The 20,091-nt window shown below is 67.3% G+C and carries 16 protein-coding genes and 1 pseudogene; 13 read left to right on the forward strand and 4 right to left on the reverse strand.

Features of this window, described 5'->3' with window-relative positions; all coding sequences use genetic code 11:
- Positions 1-140 (forward strand): annotated as a pseudogene (rpl10e, locus tag NO978_RS12620) (50S ribosomal protein L16); the annotation flags it as partial.
- A 12-nt stretch (positions 141-152) separates the two neighbouring features.
- Here rpl10e and NO978_RS12625 read toward each other — a convergent pair.
- Positions 153-803, reverse strand: coding sequence for a hypothetical protein (locus NO978_RS12625; protein WP_257299949.1), 651 nt, complete (start codon positions 801-803; stop codon positions 153-155).
- A gap of 249 nt (positions 804-1,052) precedes the next feature.
- Between NO978_RS12625 and NO978_RS12630 the strand changes: the two genes are divergently transcribed.
- Both NO978_RS12630 and NO978_RS12635 read left to right on the forward strand, forming a co-directional pair.
- Entirely contained in the window at positions 1,053-1,877 is an 825-nt protein-coding gene (locus NO978_RS12630) for a hypothetical protein (protein ID WP_257299950.1), read from the forward strand.
- Between the two features lie 361 nt (positions 1,878-2,238).
- Entirely contained in the window at positions 2,239-2,604 is a 366-nt protein-coding gene (locus NO978_RS12635) for a hypothetical protein (RefSeq protein WP_257299951.1), read from the forward strand.
- A gap of 102 nt (positions 2,605-2,706) precedes the next feature.
- On the opposite strand, the gene NO978_RS12640 is transcribed toward NO978_RS12635, so the two are convergent.
- Positions 2,707-3,234 (reverse strand): hypothetical protein, encoded by a 528-nt coding sequence (locus NO978_RS12640; RefSeq protein WP_257299952.1) that lies wholly within the window; start codon positions 3,232-3,234, stop codon positions 2,707-2,709.
- Positions 3,235-3,781: 547 nt separating this feature from the next.
- On the opposite strand from NO978_RS12640, the gene NO978_RS12645 reads away from it, so the two are divergent.
- From NO978_RS12645 to NO978_RS12675, 7 genes are all read left to right on the forward strand, one after another.
- Positions 3,782-5,113, forward strand: a complete 1,332-nt coding sequence (locus tag NO978_RS12645) for a choice-of-anchor W domain-containing protein (protein WP_257299953.1) — start codon at positions 3,782-3,784, stop codon at positions 5,111-5,113.
- 94 nt (positions 5,114-5,207) lie between these two features.
- The gene (locus NO978_RS12650; protein WP_257299954.1) at positions 5,208-6,686 is read left to right on the forward strand and encodes a VWA domain-containing protein; all 1,479 of its coding nucleotides are present in this window, start codon (positions 5,208-5,210) and stop codon (positions 6,684-6,686) included.
- A gap of 134 nt (positions 6,687-6,820) precedes the next feature.
- Positions 6,821-8,359: a VWA domain-containing protein gene (locus tag NO978_RS12655; protein ID WP_257299955.1), complete on the forward strand. Its 1,539-nt coding sequence runs from the start codon at positions 6,821-6,823 to the stop codon at positions 8,357-8,359.
- Positions 8,360-8,792: 433 nt separating this feature from the next.
- Positions 8,793-9,536, forward strand: a complete 744-nt coding sequence (locus NO978_RS12660; RefSeq protein ID WP_257299956.1) for a hypothetical protein — start codon at positions 8,793-8,795, stop codon at positions 9,534-9,536.
- Positions 9,533-10,690: a hypothetical protein gene (locus NO978_RS12665; RefSeq protein ID WP_257299957.1), complete on the forward strand. Its 1,158-nt coding sequence runs from the start codon at positions 9,533-9,535 to the stop codon at positions 10,688-10,690. Before NO978_RS12660 ends, NO978_RS12665 begins: the two co-directional genes overlap by 4 nt.
- Entirely contained in the window at positions 10,687-11,955 is a 1,269-nt protein-coding gene (locus tag NO978_RS12670) for a signal peptidase I (protein WP_257299958.1), read from the forward strand. The genes NO978_RS12665 and NO978_RS12670 overlap by 4 nt, the downstream gene beginning before the upstream one ends.
- Complete coding sequence (locus tag NO978_RS12675; RefSeq protein ID WP_257299959.1) at positions 11,945-13,165, forward strand: MSCRAMM family adhesin SdrC; 1,221 nt, start codon at positions 11,945-11,947, stop codon at positions 13,163-13,165. The genes NO978_RS12670 and NO978_RS12675 overlap by 11 nt, the downstream gene beginning before the upstream one ends.
- A gap of 15 nt (positions 13,166-13,180) precedes the next feature.
- Here NO978_RS12675 and NO978_RS12680 read toward each other — a convergent pair whose 3' ends face one another.
- Positions 13,181-15,268, reverse strand: a complete 2,088-nt coding sequence (locus NO978_RS12680) for a histidine kinase N-terminal 7TM domain-containing protein (protein WP_257299960.1) — start codon at positions 15,266-15,268, stop codon at positions 13,181-13,183.
- A gap of 115 nt (positions 15,269-15,383) precedes the next feature.
- Here NO978_RS12680 and NO978_RS12685 point away from each other — a divergent pair, with 115 nt between their 5' ends.
- From NO978_RS12685 to sucD, 3 genes are all read left to right on the forward strand, one after another.
- Entirely contained in the window at positions 15,384-15,863 is a 480-nt protein-coding gene (locus tag NO978_RS12685; protein WP_257299961.1) for a cupin domain-containing protein, read from the forward strand.
- Positions 15,864-15,951: 88 nt separating this feature from the next.
- Complete coding sequence (gene sucC / locus NO978_RS12690; protein ID WP_257299962.1) at positions 15,952-17,100, forward strand: ADP-forming succinate--CoA ligase subunit beta; 1,149 nt, start codon at positions 15,952-15,954, stop codon at positions 17,098-17,100.
- Complete coding sequence (sucD, locus tag NO978_RS12695; protein ID WP_257299963.1) at positions 17,097-17,966, forward strand: succinate--CoA ligase subunit alpha; 870 nt, start codon at positions 17,097-17,099, stop codon at positions 17,964-17,966. Before sucC ends, sucD begins: the two co-directional genes overlap by 4 nt.
- Positions 17,967-17,987: 21 nt before the next feature.
- On the opposite strand, the gene NO978_RS12700 is transcribed toward sucD, so the two are convergent.
- A complete protein-coding gene (locus NO978_RS12700; protein WP_257299964.1) occupies positions 17,988-20,087 on the reverse strand; it encodes a hypothetical protein in 2,100 nt (699 codons plus the stop codon).
- Positions 20,088-20,091: the final 4 nt, after the last annotated feature.

Here is a 20,091-nt window from a genome sequence, read left to right on the forward strand (position 1 = left end):
AAGGCGAGCAACTGTTCACCTGCTGGTGCACCGTCGACCAGGCCCCCGAAGTCAAGGACGCCTTCCGCCGCGCCTACAACAAAATCTCCCCGCCCTGCCGCGTCGTCGTCGAACGAGGCGAGGAGAAGCTCATCGCGTAACCCCGCGGCTCCTTACTCCGACCGTCGCCAGAACGTCCAGCTGCGGGACTGTGTCGGCCCTGTGTCCGCGGTTCCGCCCGTCTCCCCGTCCCGGCGCTCGGTGTGGAGATGGGCCGCCGCGGTGACCGCGAGCGTTCCGGCGAAGAGTCCGCCGTAAACGAGCGCCGGCAGCGACGCGAGCGGCGGGACACCGAGCCAGCCCAGAGCGACGACGGCGGCGAACGACGCGGCGAGTGCGAGGTAGCGCTTGCTCCAGGCGGCACCGGGTACGGCCGTCTCGACCAGTTGCTCGGTCAGGTACGGTGCGAACGCCGCGGTCATGTCGGTCCGGGCGACGGTGCCACGGGACTTGTCGTAGGCCACGACGCCGTTCTTCGCCAGTGCCGGCAGGTGCGTCTGGACGAGCGAGGTGTAGACGCGTTTCCGCTGCTTGTACTCGAGGTCGGACACGGGCACCCCACACTCTCGCGCGGCGACGTGGACCGTCAGCTCGCGAACGGTCAGTTGCTCGGACGTCAGCAGTGCCCGCAGCACCGACCGTCGGCGCTGGTTGCTCAGCGTCTGGTACACCACGTCGGTACTTGGTTCCTGTCTACTCGTCGACGTTCCTGGCGATTCGAGCGTGCCGCTGCTCCCCCCATCGCCTTCGGCTACAGTATTCATCATTCCCCCAATATTACAGTGCTCTTATGTGTCTTAACCGTGCCGGTGGTCCAGACCACCGTAATCACGGGGCGAGAATCGACCGACGAAAGCGAGAGGTCGTCGCAATCTGGGGGCGTAAACGGCGTACTTTTCGGCAATCCGGTCGGCTGGTGGTACCGCCGGTACTGCTGTCATACCTATTACGTTCAGAGGTGTAATAGTGCCGAGGGGTCGGCGCGTGGTGCGACCGATTCAGGAGACTTTACGATGGAAGGTACGACAGCAAGGAGGGGGAGAGAATCGTTCGTCGACCAGCTACGCCACCCGGAGTACACCGGCGAAAACCGGTGCATACCGTGTACCGTGACGAACCTCGGCATCGCAGGCGTGCTCTCTGCGGGAGCGTTCCTGCTCTCGCCGTGGCTCGCCGTCGGGGTCGCCCTGACCTCGGTAACGGCCATCTATCTGCGGGGCTACCTCGTGCCGGGCACGCCGGAACTGACGAAGCGGTACTTCCCGGACTGGTTGCTGGGGCTGTTCGACAGGCGACCGGCCGGGTTCGACGCCGACTCGTTCGGAGTCGAGTCGGCATTGTTGCGGGCCGGGGCGGTGGAGCCGGCCGGTGACGACCTGGACCTCGACTCGGCGTTCGCCGCGGCGTGGCACGCGGAGATGGTGCCGCTGACCGACCAGCCGAGCCAGCGTGCGGCGCTGGCTGCACTGACCGACCTCGACGCCGATGCGATCCGGCTCGACACGCGACCCGGCCGGTTCGTGGCCTGGTACGACGGTGAGTGGCTCGGCCAGTGGGAGTCCCGGGCCGCGTTCGTCGCGGACGTGGCGGCAGCGCCCGTGGTCGCCGCACGGCTCGACGACTGGGAGGCGATGCCGGTCGCGTACCGGAGCGAACTGCTGGCCGGACTCCGGCTGTTTCTCGACCGGTGTCCGACCTGCGACGGCGATGTCGCATTCGGCACCGACGTGGTCGAGTCCTGCTGCCGCTCGTACGACGTGGTCGCCGCCAACTGTGTGGACTGTGACGCGCGTCTGTTCGAGGTGCCACTCGACGAGTCGATGGCCGCGGCGGACTGACTGGCGGAGGGTACTTTTCGAGTTCGAAACTCACAGTAGCGGTTTCGCTCACGGGTTCGACCGGCCAGCTGGTTCGATAGAGACGGGACGGCCGTCTCACACTGCCCCACAATCGTTATGCTGTGGAGCGAGTGAAGTTCGATTACGTACAGTGTCCCCGATCCGCTATCGACGGAGACGTACTCAGCTGGATATCACGGAGGTACTTCGTCAGTGGATACTTCGGGAAGCACAGAAAGAGGCGTATCCCGCCGCAGATCCATCGGGCTGGGATAGAGAGCGACTCGTCTCCGAACTCAGAACGACCTACGACGAGCCAGTGCAGTATGCGACGTTCGGAGCGCCTGATTGGACGACACTCGTGGTCAGGGGCTCCGAACTCGGAAAGTTCGACCCGTACCCGAGCATCGGCTGTAACTGGCTAACCGGTGGCAAAACGCTCGCCGGTGCCATCGATAGACTGCAAGCTGGAGAACTCGACGACGAGGCCTCGGACTTCGTCGCGAAGGTTTCGACGTTACGTCGACAGTTCCCCGACCATGGGTTCGGTGCGGTCATCGTTCGGCAGTACGAGGAGTTCTGGCCACCGGTGACACTCGACGGGAACCATCGGGCCTGGGCGGCGATTCTGGCGGCAAGAGACGGGCTGGACGTTGCACTCGAGGTTCACGTCGGTCACGAGTCGTCACTGGACTGTCTCCCGGTCGAGAAGGACAACACGGGATAGCCAAGAGGAAATCTTCCCACCAGTCGTAGTAGCTTCTGTAGTGCGTTCGCCCCTCTACCTGTTAGCCAGGTTACCGCAAGAACTGGGTTTCGACGAACAGACTCAGAACAGCGTACGCAGCAGGCCACCACGCTGGCCCCAGAGCTGGTAGGCCGAGGAGATGGCGAAGGTCGCGAGGAACGTGGAGGCCCAGGCCAGCGGCGGAATCGCGGCGATGACCGGGAGGTTCGCGAGGGCGGCGACCACGAGAAATAGCCCGACGACGCCGAGGGCACGGTAGTACTCGGCCCAGCTCACGCCGAAGGCGGTCGTCATGGTCATGTACCGCTCCACGTCGCGTGCGGAGTCGAGGAGCGAGACGAGCTTCCGGTCGGCGTCGTACGCCAGGACGCCCGCTTCGTCGAGCATGGGCAGGTGGGTCTGATGGAGCGACACGTACACCGTGTGGCGGACACCGCGTGGTGCCGGATTCTCCCCCGATTCGACCGTCGCGATAGCCTCGGCGAGGTCGCGGAGCGCGACGCGCTCGTCGTGGCGTCGTAGATACTCCAGCGTGTGGCGGCGGCGTGGACTGCTGAGAATGGTGAAAACGTCCGAATCAGGTACTTCGCGTGTCTTGTTGAGTAACATTGTCCCCCCATGACGCGCCGATACACGTCGTCAAGAGTACAGTACATGCGCTGGGGGAATAGGTATGGAGAGCGGACACCGGTGCGTCAGCACGAGCAGGGGGGGCCTTCGAACATACCTTTTCTGGTACTTTGGTTCGTAGAAACCGGCAGGAAGCCCAATCCAGTACCGACCCTGCCAGTACGGTGACCGTGTCGTTCTGTGACCAGTTTCTCGGTGAAACCGACAGAGTACAGTCTCCTAACGCGTCCAACGACCGCCATCAGGCCACCCTACCAGTTCCGGCAAGTTCGGTGGTAGCAGGACCGGACTGGAAGGTAACGAACCACTGAGAGGACGAAAGGAGCGCATAAGTAATACCGTCGGTGGCGGAGGTGGAGGTAGCCCGTCGAAGGGGGATCATCACATCGCAGGGAATCGGGGTGCGGCGGGACCGTCGCTCATCCGGTCCTCGCGTGATGGCATACACAGGCGGGCTGCACTGACCTGAAATGGGACGCAGACGGTTCGACTCCGCCACCAGGTCTTCCCCAGGGGGGAAACATCAATGACAAACGACAGACAACACATCTCTCGGCGTACCGTCCTCACAGGTCTCGGAACCGTCGGCGTCGCCGCCGCGGGCGCAGGTCTCGGCACGACTGCACTGTTCAACGACCGTGAGGGCTTCATCGGCAACAGTCTCGCCGCGGGTTCGCTCGACCTCCTGCTCGACTACAAGGCCACCTACGACGGCCCGAACGGTGTCGAGGTTCTCGGACAGGTCCCGACCCCGGAAGAGGAGCAGGCGTGGGAGGACCAGTTCGGCGGCGAGATCGACTACTGTTCCGAGGACGGCCAGGCGCTTCTCATCAACGGGACCGAGATGCCCGTCTTCGAGCTCGACGACGTCAAGCCCGGTGACTCCGGCGAGGTCACCGTCAGCCTCCACATCTGTGACAACCCCGCGTGGGTTACGATGTCCGGCTCCATCACCGAGAACCTCGAGAACGGCCAGACCGAGCCCGAGCTCGCAGACGAGGGCGAGGACACAGATGGTGTCGGCGAACTCGCCGACAGCATCGAGGTCACCATGTGGTACGACCCGAACTGCAACAACGTCCTCGACGAGGACGAGGTCGTCCTCTTCGAGGGGAGCATGACCGACGCGTTCGCCGCACTCGAGGCCGGCATCGGCCTCGACGGCGACGCAAGCACCCCCGAGTTCGACCCAGTCCCCGGCGCGAGCACGTACTGTATCGGTTTCTACTGGGAACTGCCCGTCGACGTGGGCAACGAGGTCCAGACCGACGCCGTCGGCTTCGACCTGGTCTTCGACGCCGAACAGTCGCGGCACAACCCCGCCGTGACCACCAGCCAAGGCAGCGGCTTCGTGCCTTTCAGCCCGACCGCGATTTCGTTCGCACGGGCCCGCTACGGCGGCACGAACACCTGGGAGCTCGCAGTCGGCCCCGACGTGGGCAGCGCGACCAACGGCGAGTACAGCTGGGCCTCCGGCTCGACGGTCCCGTTCAGCTACGACTACGACGGCGCCGGCAGCGCCTCGTTCACGCTCGACGGCGTGACCATCTCGGACAGTATCCCGGCCCCGACCGGCCGCTTCGCGGTCCAGGGGAAGGCCGACGAGGCCACCGTCGCGGTCGACAACCTCGCACTCAGCGTCGGCGGCGACGCCATCAGCCTGGTCGGCCCCGGCACCGTCACGGCGGCAAACGACGACGACGGCCCGGATCGCGACATCCAGCACCTCGTCGTGAACACCAGCGCGGCACAGGTCTCCGGCCCGTTCAGCGTGAGCGGCGACGTGACCGTGACGCTGCAGGGCGACTACGACACCACGGCGGAGGAGGGCGTCGCGCTCGACCTGATCTTCGAGTAGCCGCGTTGCTCGGACACCACTGACCCGGAGCGGTCTCTGTGCGACGGTTCGACTCCGTCGCCGGGTCGTCCCCTAAGGGGGGGAGTACAAACCAATGACGACCGACAAGCAACACAACATCTCCCGACGGACAGTCCTCGCCGGACTGGGCACCGTCGGCGTCGCCGCTGCGGGCGCGGGTCTCGGCACGACTGCACTGTTCAACGACCGTGAGGGCTTCATCGGCAACAGTCTCGCCGCGGGTTCGCTCGACCTGAAGCTCGACTACAAGGCGACCTACCTCGGCGGCGCCGGCCGCCTCGACGACATCGTCGGCATGGGCTACCCGAACGCCGAGGACCTCGGCGACGGCCGCTACCTGCTCGACCAGGCTCCCAGCCCCGCCAGCATGCAGGCGTGGGAGGACCTCGTCACGGGTGAGCAGTTCGACTTCTGTTCCGACGAGACAGACGAGTTCCTCGTCAACGGAGACGACATCCCCGTCTTCACGCTCTCGGACATCAAGCCCGGTGACTGCGGCGAGGTCACCATCAGCTTCCACATCTGTGACAACCCCGCGTGGCTCGACCTCTCGGGGTCGATCCTGGAGAACCAGGAGAACGGTCAGACCGAGCCCGAACTCGCAGACGAGGGGGAGGACGGCGACGGCGTGGGCGAGCTCGCGGACCTCATCGAGGTCTGCGTCTGGTACGACGAGGACTGCGACAACGTCTACGAGCCCGGCGGCGAGGGCGAGGGACAGGAGCTCGAGGTCGCACTCGTCAGCGATACCTCCGGCTCGATGAGCGGCTCGAAGATCGTCGCGCTGCGCAACGCCGCGAAGGACTTCGTCGACAACCTCGCCGGGACGGACGAGGCGGCAGCGATCTCCTTCTCCGGGGGGGCCAACCTCGACCAGGAGCTGACGACGAACTACCAGGCGGTCAAGGACGCCATCGACCTGTACAGTGATGGCGGCAGCACGAACATGACCGCCGGTATCACGACTGGCGACGACGAACTGATGGGCGGGACGAACGCCACCGCTGGCGCGTCGAAGGTCATGATCGTCCTGACCGACGGTGTCGTCGACAGCCCGTCGGGTGCGGCCCAGGCCGCGACCGACGCGAAGAACAACGGCATCCGTATCTTCACCATCGCACTCGGGTCCGGTGCCGACCAGACGTTCCTCGCGAACAACATCGCAAGCAACCCCGGGGACGCGTTCGTCGCCCCCGACGCGGACGACCTCGACACCATCTACGCCGAGATCGCCCAGATCGTCCTCGAAGGCGAGCAGAAGATCCTCGAGGGCACGCTGGCCGAAGTGTTCGCGGAGCTCGCAGAGGGCGTGCCGCTCGACGGCGACCGTACCTCCGAGGAGCGCGACCCGTACGCGGCCGTGACCACGCAGTGCATCGGCTTCGAATGGTGCCTGCCCGTGGACGTCGGCAACGAGGTCCAGACCGACGCCGTCAGCTTCGACATCGTCGTCGACGCCGAACAGTCGCGCCACAACGACAACCCCGGTAGTGAGGACAACAGCACGGACGGCACCAGCACGCCGCCCACGACCACCCCCGGCGGGAACTGAGCTGGCCGAAGACTGACTGCCTCGACCGTCGTGCCTTGGGGGGCGCGACGGTGGCCCACCGGTCACAGGGACCGACGGCGACGGTTCGACTCCGTCGGTGGGCCGTTCCCCGAAAGGGGGGAGTACACAGACAAATGACCGAAAAGAAGACATACGACCTCACCCGGCGGACGGTCCTCGCGGGCCTGGGCACCGCCGGTATCGCCGCCGCTGGCGCGGGCCTCGGCACCACCGCACTGTTCAACGACCGCGAGGGCTTCGTCGGTAACAGCCTCGCTGCGGGTCGCCTGGACCTCCAGCTCGACTACAAGGCCACCTACGACGGCCCGAACGGTGTCGAACTCATCGGCCAGGCACCGACCGAGCAGCAGCTCATCGACCAGGGGCTCGTCGACATGGCCGAGGGACCGATGACCTGGGAGGAGCGCGCGGACCTCGGGTTCGCCTGTGACACCGAGGGGTTCATCGACGGCGAGGAGATCCCGATCTTCGAGCTCGACGACGTCAAGCCCGGCGACTGCGGTGAGGTCACCGTCAGTCTCCACATCTGTGACAACCCCGCCTACCTCTGGATGCAGGGGACCGTCTACGACGACCTGGAGAACGGCCTGACCGAGCCCGAGGGAGAGGTCGACGACACGCCCGACGTGGGCGAGCTCGCAGAGAGCATCGACGTGACCCTCTGGTACGACGAGGACTGTTCGAACACCATCACCGAGGGTGCCGGCAAGAGCGACATCCTGGTCGTGCAGGACATCTCCGGTTCGATGGAGTACGACCAGTACGGCGGCGAGATCTCCGACGGTCAGGGTGGCACGACCACCAAGCTCGCCGTCGCCAAGGACGCCGCGGGCGACTTCACCACCATCGTCTTCGACGAGACCGCCGACACCGAGATCGGCGTGTTCACCTTCGGCAACGAGAGCTACATCGGCGACGCACAGGGACCCGGCATCGCGTTCGGACCGTCCGGCGTCGAGGCCGACGTCCAGAACGCCATCTCCAGCGTGGGGGCGGTCCCGAACGGCGTGACCGGCACGGCTCTCGGGCGCGCGGTGCAAGAAGGTGACAGCTACCTCAGCGCCAACGCTCGCTCGGGCGCACAGAAGATCATGATCCTGCTGACCGACGGGCAGCAGTTCGAGAGCAACGTCGACGAGCTGCAGGCCGCCAACGACGCGAAGGCCGGCGGCACCCGAATCATCGTCATCGACATCAACGAATCCGGCGATGGCGAACCGCAGTTGCTCAAGGATATGGCCGGCACGACGGTCAACAACTCCGGCGACGGCGACGGCACTGACTACTACAACTCGTCGGCAGACGACCTCGCCATCGTCCTCCCGAACATCTACCAGTCCATCATCGAGTCCGTCGTGGTGGGTGAGGTCGTGTTCTTCGAGGGCACCCTGGCGGAGCTGAACGACGCGGCGTCGAGCGGCTTCAAGCTGGAGGCGCTGCCGCTGCTCGGCGCGGCCAACGAAGACGACGAGTACTGCTTCCTGCCGGGCACCCACTGCGTCGCGATGGAGTGGTGCATCCCGCGCGAGGTCGGCAACGAGATCCAGACGGACTCCGTGAAGTTCGACCTGGACTTCGCCGCCGTCCAGTGTCGCCACAACGGCGAGAACTCGAACCCGTTCGACAACGGCTCGAACGGCTCTCCCGCGTGAACTAAGACCGACTGGCGCTCCGAAGCCGGTCACACACAATCCGTAACACCGACCCGATAGTCAGGACGGCCGGCCCCGCTGCCGCCGTCGACGCTGACCCGGACGGGGACACGACGGTTCGACTCCGTCGCCGGGTCCTCCCCACGGACGGGGATTCCACTCGATGCGCCGACAGACGATGCCGCCAACCAGGTGTCGCCGACGTCGCTTCGGGCGAACGGTTCCAGGGTCGCCGTACCGAACGGCAGGGTCAGCCGACCGCGCTCCGAGCGGCCGGTAGTGGCCCATGTCCGGCCGGCGGGCGACCCATACCTAAGCCCGTTGCTGTCCTTTCGACAGGCGAGAAACGACGACGGGGGCGGCCGACCGGGGGTCGGCCGAACAGACGCCGTCGTCGAGTCCGACACGCCGCCTGGGGGCGGCAGGGGGGGAAATGGTGACATCTACACAGAAACAACTGAATCGACGCGACCTTCTCGCTGGCATCGGCGTTGGCGCGGTCGGGCTCGCCACACTCTCGGGAGTGACTGGTAGGTTCGGCTCCAGCCCTGCGTACACGCACTACACGTACGCAGCACCGAAATCGCTGGTCAGAGTCGCATGGTTCGAGACGTACAACGGTGACGTCCTCGAGGTACAGAACGGGTCGACGGTGACCAACGGGACCATCGTCCTCGACCCGGACGAATCGCCGGCGTACGTCGACGACGTTCCGGGACCAGTCGTGACGCTCGACAACCTGCTCCCGGGCGACGAGGGGACCCTCATCGTCGGGTTCGAGGCAGTGGACACGTCGGCAGAGGTCCGTCTGCGTCCGCGGCTCACTGCGACGGACGAGAACGGCATCGTCGAGCCGGAGGCCGCCGCGGGTGACACGACGGCGACCGACGGCGAGTTACAGGACGCGCTGCTGGTCGAGTGCTGGCGCGACTCCAGCCTGCTCGGCGGCTGTGACGGCCGCCGTGGGCTCGGTGACACCACCATCACCACGGGGACGCTCCGGAGCGTGAGCGACGAGTACGGCGCAGACGGTATCGCCACCGGCTGTCTCGACGGCGGCGAGAACCGCTGTCTGGGACTTTCGTGGCGGTTCGACCCGACCAGCGCCGACACCCAGACCGACAGCGTCACGTTCGACCTCGTCTGCGAGGCGACCAGCTGTGGAGGGACACAATGAGTGGCCTCACGCGGCGTGAGATACTCGTGGGTGCCTCCGCCATCGGCGGTGCCGGTGCGCTCTCGACGGCGAGCACGTACGGCGCGCTGGCCGACCTGGAACGGTTCACCGGAAACTCGGTGCGAGCCGGCCTGCTCGACCTGCTCGTCGAGTGGGAACACGACGGCGAGACCGGAGCCAGCGACGGACAGGTGTCCGTCGACCTCGGGACCCTCTCGCCCGGCGAACAGGGGTCCGTCCGGTTCACCGTCGACCTCCCCGAGTCGGGGGAGGGGATCAACAACCCCGCCTACACATGGCTGCGCACGTTCTGTCCGTCCACGACCGGCCGGCTCGCGGGCGCGCTCGGTATCAGCCTCCGGTACGTCGACGAGACTGGCGCGTACGCGAGTGAAACGCTCTTCGAGGGCACGCTCTGCGATGTCGCCCGGAGGTACCAGACCGGAGTCCCGCTGGACCCGGCGCAGGACCCGGACGCGAGCGTCCCCGGCTGCCTGAACGCCGCCGAGGATGGACCGCTCCACCTGCGGCTCGACTACGAACTCGCCGACGACTACGTCGGCGAGGAGACGGTCGGCCTCGGCTTCGAGTTCGCGGCGGTCGCCTGCCGGCACGCGGACCCGACCGAGGCGGGCCCGTTCTCGGGCGTCGCCCGCGTCGACTGCTACTGCGGCCCCGACAGATACGGCGTCAGCTACGTCGAGGTGTACGTCTGCGAGGACGGCGCACCCGGCTGCCACTGCGTCCCGCTCGGGAAGCTCGCGCTCGACGACAAGCTCCCAGGGGACTGCGGCATCGGCACGCCCGCGACGCTCGGGAACAGCTACGTCGGGCCCGGTCGCTACACCCTCCCGGTCGACGACTGCGAGGACACCGGCTACGACATCGTCGTCACCGAGACGGCCACCAAGCCCGCCGAAGACGGCAGTCGCGACGAAGTCGTCGCGCTCGCCTTCCACGTCGAGCGCGACGGCGACACGCCGGACCCGACGCTCTGTCAGGTCGCCATCAAGGGCAGCTCGGAGGTCGCCTACTACGGCCCCGGGGACCTCGACGGGAACAGTACCCGTGGCGTGCTCGGTGCACCCGAGAAGACCACCGATAACGGGGATAGTCCGGGCGAGGGCAACGGTCACGGAGGTGGTCGCCGATGACCCCCGAACTGACTCGTGGAACCGCACTCCGGGCGGTCGGTGTCCTGCTCGTGCTGGCGCTGGTCGTCCCGTTCGTCGTCTTCGCCGTCCCGCAGGTCGTGGGCGCCGACGCGAGCTTCGTCGTGGTCTCTGGTAGCATGGAGCCCGCTATCGCCGTCGGTGACGCAGTCGTCGTCGCGGAGGTCGACGGCGGCGACGTGCGTGTCGGCGACGTCATCACCTTCGTGACGGCCGACCGCTCGCCCCCGACGACCCATCGAGTCGTCGAGATACAGCAGACCGCCGCCGGGCCCGAGTTCGTCACACAGGGCGACAACAACGAGGACCCCGACGCGAGCACCGTCACGTCCGACCGGCTGGTCGGCCGGGTGCTGCTCACCATCCCGTTCATCGGGTACGTGGTCGAGTTCGTCGGGACGACGGCCGGCTTCGCGCTGCTCGTCGCGATGCCCATCGCACTGCTCGTCGTCACCGAGCTGTGGTCGCTGTACAGGCGCCGCGCCGGAGACGAGGAGTCCGCAAGTAGCGACGGCGAGTCCGTGAGCGACGGCACTGCGAGCGCGGCAGCCGCCACCACGGACGACGAGCCCGCCGGCTGGAGCATCGGCTACGACGACCTGACGGTCACGATGGCGGTCGTCGGCGTCGCTGCCGTCTACTCCGGCGTGGTGGCCTACCTCGTCTACGACGGTTCGGTCACCTACCTGCGGCTGCTCCAGCTGAGCGTCGCGGCGTTCGCGGCGTTCGCCGTCGGGTTTCTGGTGCTGCTCGGGATGCGGGTGTTCGTCAACCCGACGAGCGACGGTCCGGCCGCCGCTGATGGCGGCGTGCTCCGGGGCTCGTTCGACGAGATGACCCACTCGCTTCCCACCGTCACTGTGGCCAGCGTGGCCGAACTTCGGGACATGGCCGCCGCGGCCGGGCGCTGGATCGTCCACGACGAGGAGCACGACCGGCTCAGCTATTCGGACGGTACCATGCTGTACGTCTGCGACGTACCCGACAGCGACGACCAGGCTATCGCGACCGGCGACGAGCCCGTCTCCGAGGAGGCCACCGTCACCGACGACCCGGTGCTCGGTGAGCCCGACGACTCGGCGCTCGACGACGGTGCCACCAGCGACCGACCGGTCGTCGACGACGACGGTACCGAGGATGACGCCTGGGCGGCCCTGTTCGGTGATGCGTTCGAGCCCGAGAACGGGGAGTTCGCCTTCCCGACTCACGACGCGCGACCCGACGGAGGTGAGGACGGTGAGCAGTAGACTCAGTCCGTCACTCGTCGTGTTCGCGGCGATACTCGTCGTCCTCGCCGCGGTGGCTGGCGGCAGCGTCACGGTGGGGCTGTTCGCCGACCGCGAGAACCTCGATGTCGCGGTCGGTGGCTCCGGGGCAGCACCCCCCGAAACCGGCGCTGTCGAAGTCACCGGCTCGACCAACCCCGCCTGGCAGGATGCCATCCGGGTGGTCCACGAGGGCGACGACGTTGCCGTCGTCTCCATCGTGACGGACACCGGCGGCGTGGTCGAGTTCACCGTCTCACGTGTCGTAGACTCGCCCGCCACCGTGATGGTACGCCTCGACACGCTCGCGGCCGTCGGGATGGACATCTCGGCGTTCCAGCTGCTCATCGACGGACAGGAATCTCCGTACCTGCCGGTCGATTCGGACGGCTACACGTGGGTGTCGTTCCACATGGCCTCGTTCTCGACCCACGCGGTTGGGTTCACCACGGCCGTCCCCGCCGCCGACAACGAGACGGTCGACGGTTCGGGCGATAGTAACGTCAGCGTCGACGATTCGAGTGACGGCAACGTCAGCGTCGACGACGGCAACAGCACCATCGGGGATTCGGACGACAGCAACGTCAGCGTCGATGATTCGAGTGACGGCAACGTCAGCGTCGAGGACGGCAACAGCACCATTGGGGATTCGGACGACAGTAACGTCAGCGCCGACGACGGCAACAGCACTATCGGCGATTCGACCGATGACAACGTCAGCGTCGATGATTCGAGCGACGGCAACGTCAGCGTTGATGATAGCAACAGCACCATTGGAGATTCGGACGACAGCAACGTCACCGTCGACGCCGACAACAGCACCGTCAACAATCCAGGCGACAGCAACGGCACTGTCGACGACGCCAACAGCACTGTCGACGGTTCGGGCGACAGCAACGTCACCGTCGATGACAGCAACAGCACCGTGGTCGATTCAGGCGGCAGCAACGTCACCGTCGACGACGACAGCAGCCCCGCCGATGACGGCAACAGCACTGTCGACGACGGCAGCGCCGACGGCGTACCCGCCGGCGACGCTGGTGACAACAGTTCCGACGACGGCGGTGACACGTCGGCCGATGATTCCGGCGACGACGGCACCGGCAATGATGGCACCGACGACAGTACTAATCACAGTCCCGCCGACGGCACTGACACCAGCGCTGACGACTCGGAGCAGCCGTCGGCCTGACGCCACCCGGCCGCGTCACCGTTCTTCGACGACGAAATCGAACCGAGCGCCGCCGCCGTCCTCCTCTGCGAGTTCGACCGTCCAGCCGTGGGCCTTCGCGATGTCGGCGACGATAGCCAGGCCGAGGCCCGTGCCGCCGTCCCGCGAGGTGACGCCGGGTTCGAACACGCTATCTCTGAGCTCGGGTGGGAGCCCGGGACCGTCGTCGGCGACGTAGAACCCCTCCGCGTCCGTGAGCATCCCGACAGTCACGGTGACGTGATTCCCGTCTGCACCGCCGCCACCGGTCCCGCCCCCGTGCTCGATGGCGTTCCGGAAGAGGTTCTCGAGGAGTCGAGCGAACTGATCGCGGTCGGCGTCGATGGGCGTCGAGTCGCCGATGTCGAGGCTCGCATCGTCGGTGTCAACGCTCGACCAGGCGACACGCGCGACGGATTCGAGTTCGACCGGTACCGTCTCGGATAGCTCGCCACCCTCCCGTGCGAGTGCGAGCACGTCGTCGACGATGCGGCCGATTCGGTCGTGACTCGCCCGCACCTCCGTCAGATAGCCACGACACTGCTCGTCCTCGATGTCGTCCTCGAGGAGTTCGACGTAGCCCTCGGCCACGTTCAGGGGGTTGCGGAGGTCGTGGCTGACCACGCTGGCGAAGCGGTCGAGACGCTCGTTGGTTTCCGCGAGTTCGCGCTCGCGTTCGATGCGTTCGGTCACGTCGCGGGTGTTGATGACGATTCCCTCGACGGACGGGTCGTCGAGGAGGTTCCGGGCGACCGACTCGTGGACCCGCCAGGAACCGTCTGCGTGGTGGATGCGGTACTCGACCCGCTTGATCGTGTGGTCGTCCTGAACGCCCTGCGCGAACCTCGTGGCGAGGTCCGCCTGGTCGTCGGGATGGACGTAGTCGAAGGCGTTCCCGCCGACCATCTCCTCGGGGTCGTAGCCGAGCACCTGCTTCGTCGACGGGCTCTGGTACTGGATGGTCCCGTCGGCGTCGAGGACGGCGACGATGTCGGAGGAGTTCTCGATGAGTGTCTGGAACCGCTGTTCGGTCTCACGGGTATCGGTCACGTCCCGTAGCACGAGCAGCCGGCTCGCGTCGCCTCGCCCGACCGAAGAGACGGAGGCGTCGACGAACCGGCGGCCGGGGCCCTCGCCGACGACGAACTCGGTGCGCTCGTCCCCGTCCTCGCCGAGCACGTCGGCGTCGGTGGGCAGCACGTTGGCAACGGGCTGGCCGACCGATAGCGACGTCGAGAGGAGGCGTTCGGCGGCGGGGTTCGCGTCGACGAGCCGGTTCGACTCGTCGAGGACGATGTAGCCGTCGCGCATCTCTTCGATGACCGACTCGCGGGCGACCGGCACCACGTCGAGCAGGTGGTAGCGAGAGATTGCCAGCCAGAACGCGACGCCAGAGACGGTGAACGCCGACCCGGTGAGGTTCAGGTTGGGGCCGACGCCGGAGAAGTATGCGAGGTTCGTGAGCAGGGGGACGAGCGCACCGAATATCAGGAGGGCGGCCTGCCCGCGGAACGTGGTGTCCTGCGTGCGCCCCCGGAACAGGAGGATGTAGGCGCCGAAGAGCACGAGTGCGTACGAGTAGAGGGCGTGAACGATGTACACCGGGCCCGGCTCGCGGTCGAGTATGGGGATGGCTCCGGTCGCCGTTCTCGTCACTTCACCCCCCGCCCAGAGCAGGTCGTGCGACCCAGTCGTCAGCGCCATCAGGAGGAGCACGATGGGTTCCACGGCCAGCACGGCGTAGGTCCGGCGGTTCAGCCACCGGTCGCGGCCGGCGTAGTTGAGCGCGAACAGCACCCACGCAAGCGGCGGGACGACGGTGACGATGCTCAGCGCGCCCTTCAGCGCGGCCTTGCTCCGCTCGTCGACGATGAGGAGCAGGACGCCGTCGCCAGCCGACCAGATGGCTGCGCCGAACATGAGCAGGGCGAACAGCGAGATCAGTCGCCGGTCGCCTGACTGTCCCCGCGCCACGTACAGTGCGTAGAGCGCGAGGCAACCGGAGAGCAGCGCTGAACCCACGAGGAGAACGACGAACGCTGCGTGTACCGACGTGATGCTCTCGACGGCGACGAAGATCGACACTAGTACGCTCGGCAGATTCGTGTGAGTAAACTTATTTTCCATGGCTAGCAGTAGCAGGGCGCAGGCTCCCGCCGGCAGACCGAATGACTATGCCGGGGACGGCCGAATTCGAGCCATGGAACGGTGCTCAGTCGACGGTAGTCCCGCGACCGAGACGGAAGGCGGTGCGCTCCGACGCTCACTCTCCGATGCACTCGACACCGAGAACGTCTCGCTGAACCGGTACCGCGTCCCCACCGGCGAGCGCCTGAGCCGCTCGCGCCACGCCCACACCGACCAGGAGGAGGTGTTCCTCGTTCTCTCGGGCGAGGCGACGTTCGAGACGCGCGACGGCGAGGTGACCGTCGAAGAGCACGAGGCGGTACGGTTCGGTCCGGGCGAGTTCCAGTGCGGCCGGAACGACGCCGACGGCGACCTCGTTGTCCTCGCGGTCGGCGCGCCCAGAGAGGCGGGCGAGACGCGTATCTCGTGGACGCCCGACCTCGGTGACGTGTCGTGTCCGGGCTGCGGACGGGACGCGATGCGGGTCGAAGCCGCCGACGACGGTGCGGTGCTCGTCTGTCCCGACTGCGACACGGAGTGGAAACCGGAGTGACTCTGCCGAACCGACGAGCATGCCGCAAGCGACCGACGGTTTCGATACTACTAACTCCGGGTCGGCGAAACATCCGTTCGAGCTAACAATGAAACTGCACGAGTACCAGGCGAAGCAGGTCTTCGCCGATGCCGGTATCCCGACGCCGCCGTCGACACTCGCGGACAACGTCGACGACGCCGTTGCGGCGGCCGAGGAGATCGGCTACCCGGTCGCGATCAAGGCGCAGGTACAGGTGGGTGGACGTGGGAAGGCGGGCGGCATCAAGCTCGTCGACGACGCCGACGAGGCCCGCGAGGCCGCCGACGCCATCCTCGGGATGGACCTCAAGGGCATCCACGTCGACCGCGTCCTCGTCGAGGGGGCCGTCGACTTCGTGAACGAACTGTACGTCGGGGTCACGATGGACCGCGGCGAGGGCAAGCCCGTCGCGATGGTCTCGACCCGCGGTGGCGTCAACATCGAGGAGGTCGCCGAGGAGGACCCGGACGCCATCGTGCGCGAGCACGTCGACCCCTCGTTCGGGATGCATCCCTATCAGGCGCGCCGAGCCGTCTACGAGGCAGGCGTCGAGCGTGACGTCGCCAACGACGTCGCCAGCGTCCTCCAGACGCTCTACACGCTCTGGGACGACAGGGACGGTGCCGACGCCGAGATCAACCCGCTGATGGTCACGAGCGACCGCGAGGTCATCGCGGCCGACGCCGTCATGAACATCGACGAGGACGCGCTGTTCCGCCAGCCCGAGCTCGCCGAGATGGAGGAGGACGCCGCGGGCGGCGACGACCTCGAAGCCAAGGCCGACGAGTACGGCTTCGACTACGTCCGTCTCGACGGCAACGTCGGCATCATCGGCAACGGTGCCGGCCTCGTCATGACGACGCTGGACCTCGTCGACCACTACGGCGGCAAGCCCGCTAACTTCCTCGACATCGGCGGCGGTGCGAAGGCCGAGCGCGTGACGAACGCGCTGGACATGGTGTTCTCCGACGAGAACGTCGACTCGGTCGTCTTCAACATCTTCGGCGGCATCACCCGCGGCGACGAGGTCGCCCGCGGCATCAACGAGGCCCTCGAGGGCTTCGACGAGATTCCCAAGCCGGTCGTCGTCCGCCTCGCGGGCACGAACTGGGAGGAGGGAATGGAGATTCTGAACGAGGACCTCGTCACGGTCGAGAAGACCCTCGAGGACGCGGTCCAGCGTGCAGTCGCCAACGCGGACGAGGTGGACCAATGAGCGTACTAGTCGACGACGACACCAGAGTGGTTGTACAGGGCATCACCGGCGGCGAGGGCAAGTTCCACGCCGGCCAGATGATCGAGTACGGGACCAACGTGGTCGCGGGTGCGGTGCCGGGCAAGGGTGGACAGGAGGTCCACGGCGTCCCGGTCTACGACACCGTCGACCAGGCTGCGCGCGAGGAGGACGCCGACGCCTCCGTCGTGTTCGTCCCGCCGGCGTTCGCGGCCGACGCCATCTTCGAGGCGCTCGACTCGCCGGTCGACCTCGCCGTGGCCATCACGGAGGGCATCCCGACGCAGGACATGGCCCGCGTGAACAAGCGGCTCTCCGAGGTCGACACGCGACTCATCGGCCCGAACTGTCCGGGTATCATCACGCCGGGCGAGGCCAAGCTGGGCATCCTGCCCGGTAACATCTTCGAGTCCGGCAACGTCGGGCTCGTCTCCCGCTCCGGCACGCTCACGTACCAGGTCGTCTCGAACCTGACCGAGCGCGGCATCGGCCAGACGACGGCCATCGGCATCGGCGGTGACCCCATCATCGGCACCGACTTCGTCGACGCGCTGCGCCTCTTCGAGGACGACTCAGACACCGACGCCATCGTCATGTGCGGTGAGATCGGTGGCGAGGACGAGGAGGAGGCCGCCGCGTTCATCGACGACTACGTCGACACGCCCGTCGCCGGGTTCATCGCGGGTCGCACCGCCCCGCCGGGCAAGCGGATGGGCCACGCTGGCGCCATCGTCTCCGGCTCCGGCACCGGCACCGCCCAGTCGAAGATCGACGCGCTGAACGACGCGGGCGTCCCCGTCGGCGATACCCCCGAGGAGGTCGCCGACCACATCGAGAGCTTCCTGTAGGCTCTCGCCCGATTCCGCTTCTCAGAACAGGTTCCGCAGCCACGCCGCCAGCCTGCCGAGCGGCCCACGCGACGACCCGTCGTCGTCCTCCAGCCGCCCGACGACGACGTCGTCATACTCGTCGTCGTGCTCGACGTCCGCGAGCGCGCTCTCGTCGGGGTCGGCGAGCAGGTCCGCGCCGACGGGGTCGTCGGGTGAGATGTCGGGCTGTTCGGCGGTGTCTCCGACCGGCCCGGTGGGGTCCGGCTCGTCCCCGTCGTCGGACGACGGCGTCGACGATGGCGGACCGACACCGCCGGCCAGCGGGCCAGCAGTGCTCGTCTCCTCGTCGACGTCTACGTCCGGAATATCGCTCTTGTCGACGTCGAGGTCGACCTCGTCGATGCTCGGTGACGCCTCCGGCTCGCCGTCGTCGATGGAGTCGTCCATCTCGCCCGGACCTTCGGTGGTGGGCGTCGTGGGTTCTTCGGTGGGTGACGGCTCGGTCGTCCCTCCTGACGCGAGGTCCGCCAGCGCGTCGGCGTTCGCGTCGGTGTCGTCGTCCGGGATGCTCGCCGGCTCGTCGGCAGTCGGTACGTCGATGTCGTCGTCGGCAGTCGAGTCTACCGTGTCGGGGTCGGCGGCCGGCGCGGTCGGCTCGTCGGGAACGGGTTCGAGGCCATCGTCGTCGCCGACCGACGGCTCGGCTAGGGTGGCTGACTCGTCCTCGACGACGGTCGTCTCCGGTGCGCCTGCCGCGGTGCCGACATCGTCGTCAGCCACCGGCTCCTCGCTCCCGACCTCGGTCGCACCGGGTGCCGCCACCGCATCCCCCGTGTCCTGTTCGGGCGTGGTCAGCTCGTCGGGGTCGAGAACCGGCGTCGAGCTGTCCTCGGTCTCGACTGGGGGGCCGGGCGCCTCCTCGGAGGCGGCGTCCCCGGCAGCGTAAGCACCGTCCGGTTCGGTTGGTCCCTCCTCGGCGGATTCCGGTGCCGCGTCGCCCGGTTCCGTCTCCACGGCGTCGAGCACGTCGTCGGTCGCCATGCGATCGGGTGCCGTCTCCCGGACCGGAGGGTTGGCCTCCTCGAGTCCGGCGAACACGTCGTCCAGCCCGTCCTCGACCACGGTCGTCCTCGGGCTGCCGCCGACCAGTCCAGCGGAGCCGTCCGCCCCCGGTTGCCGGTCGTCTTCGGCCCCTTCGGCCTCGCTCCGGGAGACAGGTTGCTTGTCAACGCTCTCGTCGGGCGAGTGCGTCGGTTCGTCGAGGTCCGACAGCAGCGTCTCGACGTCGTCGTCGACACTCTCGTTCGCCGACGCCGCATCGCTCTGGTCGGCCTCCACATCGGCATCGATAGCCTCGAACACCTCGTCGATGCCCTCTCCGACGGTGGTCTCCGGCCCGGCGTCCACGTCCATCTCGGTGTCCAGGGACCGCGAGGAGCGATGCACCCGCGGGCCGGTGCCCATGGACTCCGCGAAGGCGTCCCCGGCGACGCCTGCCAGCTCGGAGCCGCGGTCGTGCTCATTGTGGTCGGCGGCGGCCGCGGCGAAATCGGCGGGCTGTTCGGCCCGGAGGAGTGGGCGACGGAACACCCTGACGCGCTCGCCGTACCGCTCGCGGAGGGTCGCCAGGCGGTCCGTCTCGACGCAGACGAACCGCCAGCGTCCGTCGCGGTCGGTCAGCAGTGCGAACGTCAGCCCGTCGAGCAGCTCGGCGACAGCGGCGGCGAGCGCCGGGTAGTTGTGCTGCCCGAGGTCGGACGTTGGATAGGTGAACCTGGACTCGTGGGTGTCACCGTCCGGTGCCTCCACGGTGACGGTGAACGGGTCCTCGCCCGAGAGGTCGACGCGCCAGCCGTGGATGCGGCACGCCTCGTCGAGCTGGCGGGCCGGAGCCCGCGCACAGTACTCGCGCTCGGCGTCGATGCCGGCGGGACCGGTCGCGAGCGCGTCGTGCAGTCGCTCGTAGAGCGTCGACTCTTCGGCGTGGTCGAAGCGGCGGTCGAGGAACTCGGGGAGAGAGACTCCGTCAGGGAGCGACGCCCCGTCGTGGGCCGCCAGTATCTCCTCGTCCGAGCGGCCGAACTCGCGCAGGACGGCCACGTACTCGGTCAGCCGCTCGCGTCGGTCGCGGTCGGTCATCCGT

The sequence above is a fragment of the Haloarchaeobius sp. FL176 genome (genome assembly GCF_024609245.1).
In the GTDB taxonomy this organism is placed as follows: Archaea; Halobacteriota; Halobacteria; order Halobacteriales; family Natrialbaceae; genus Haloarchaeobius.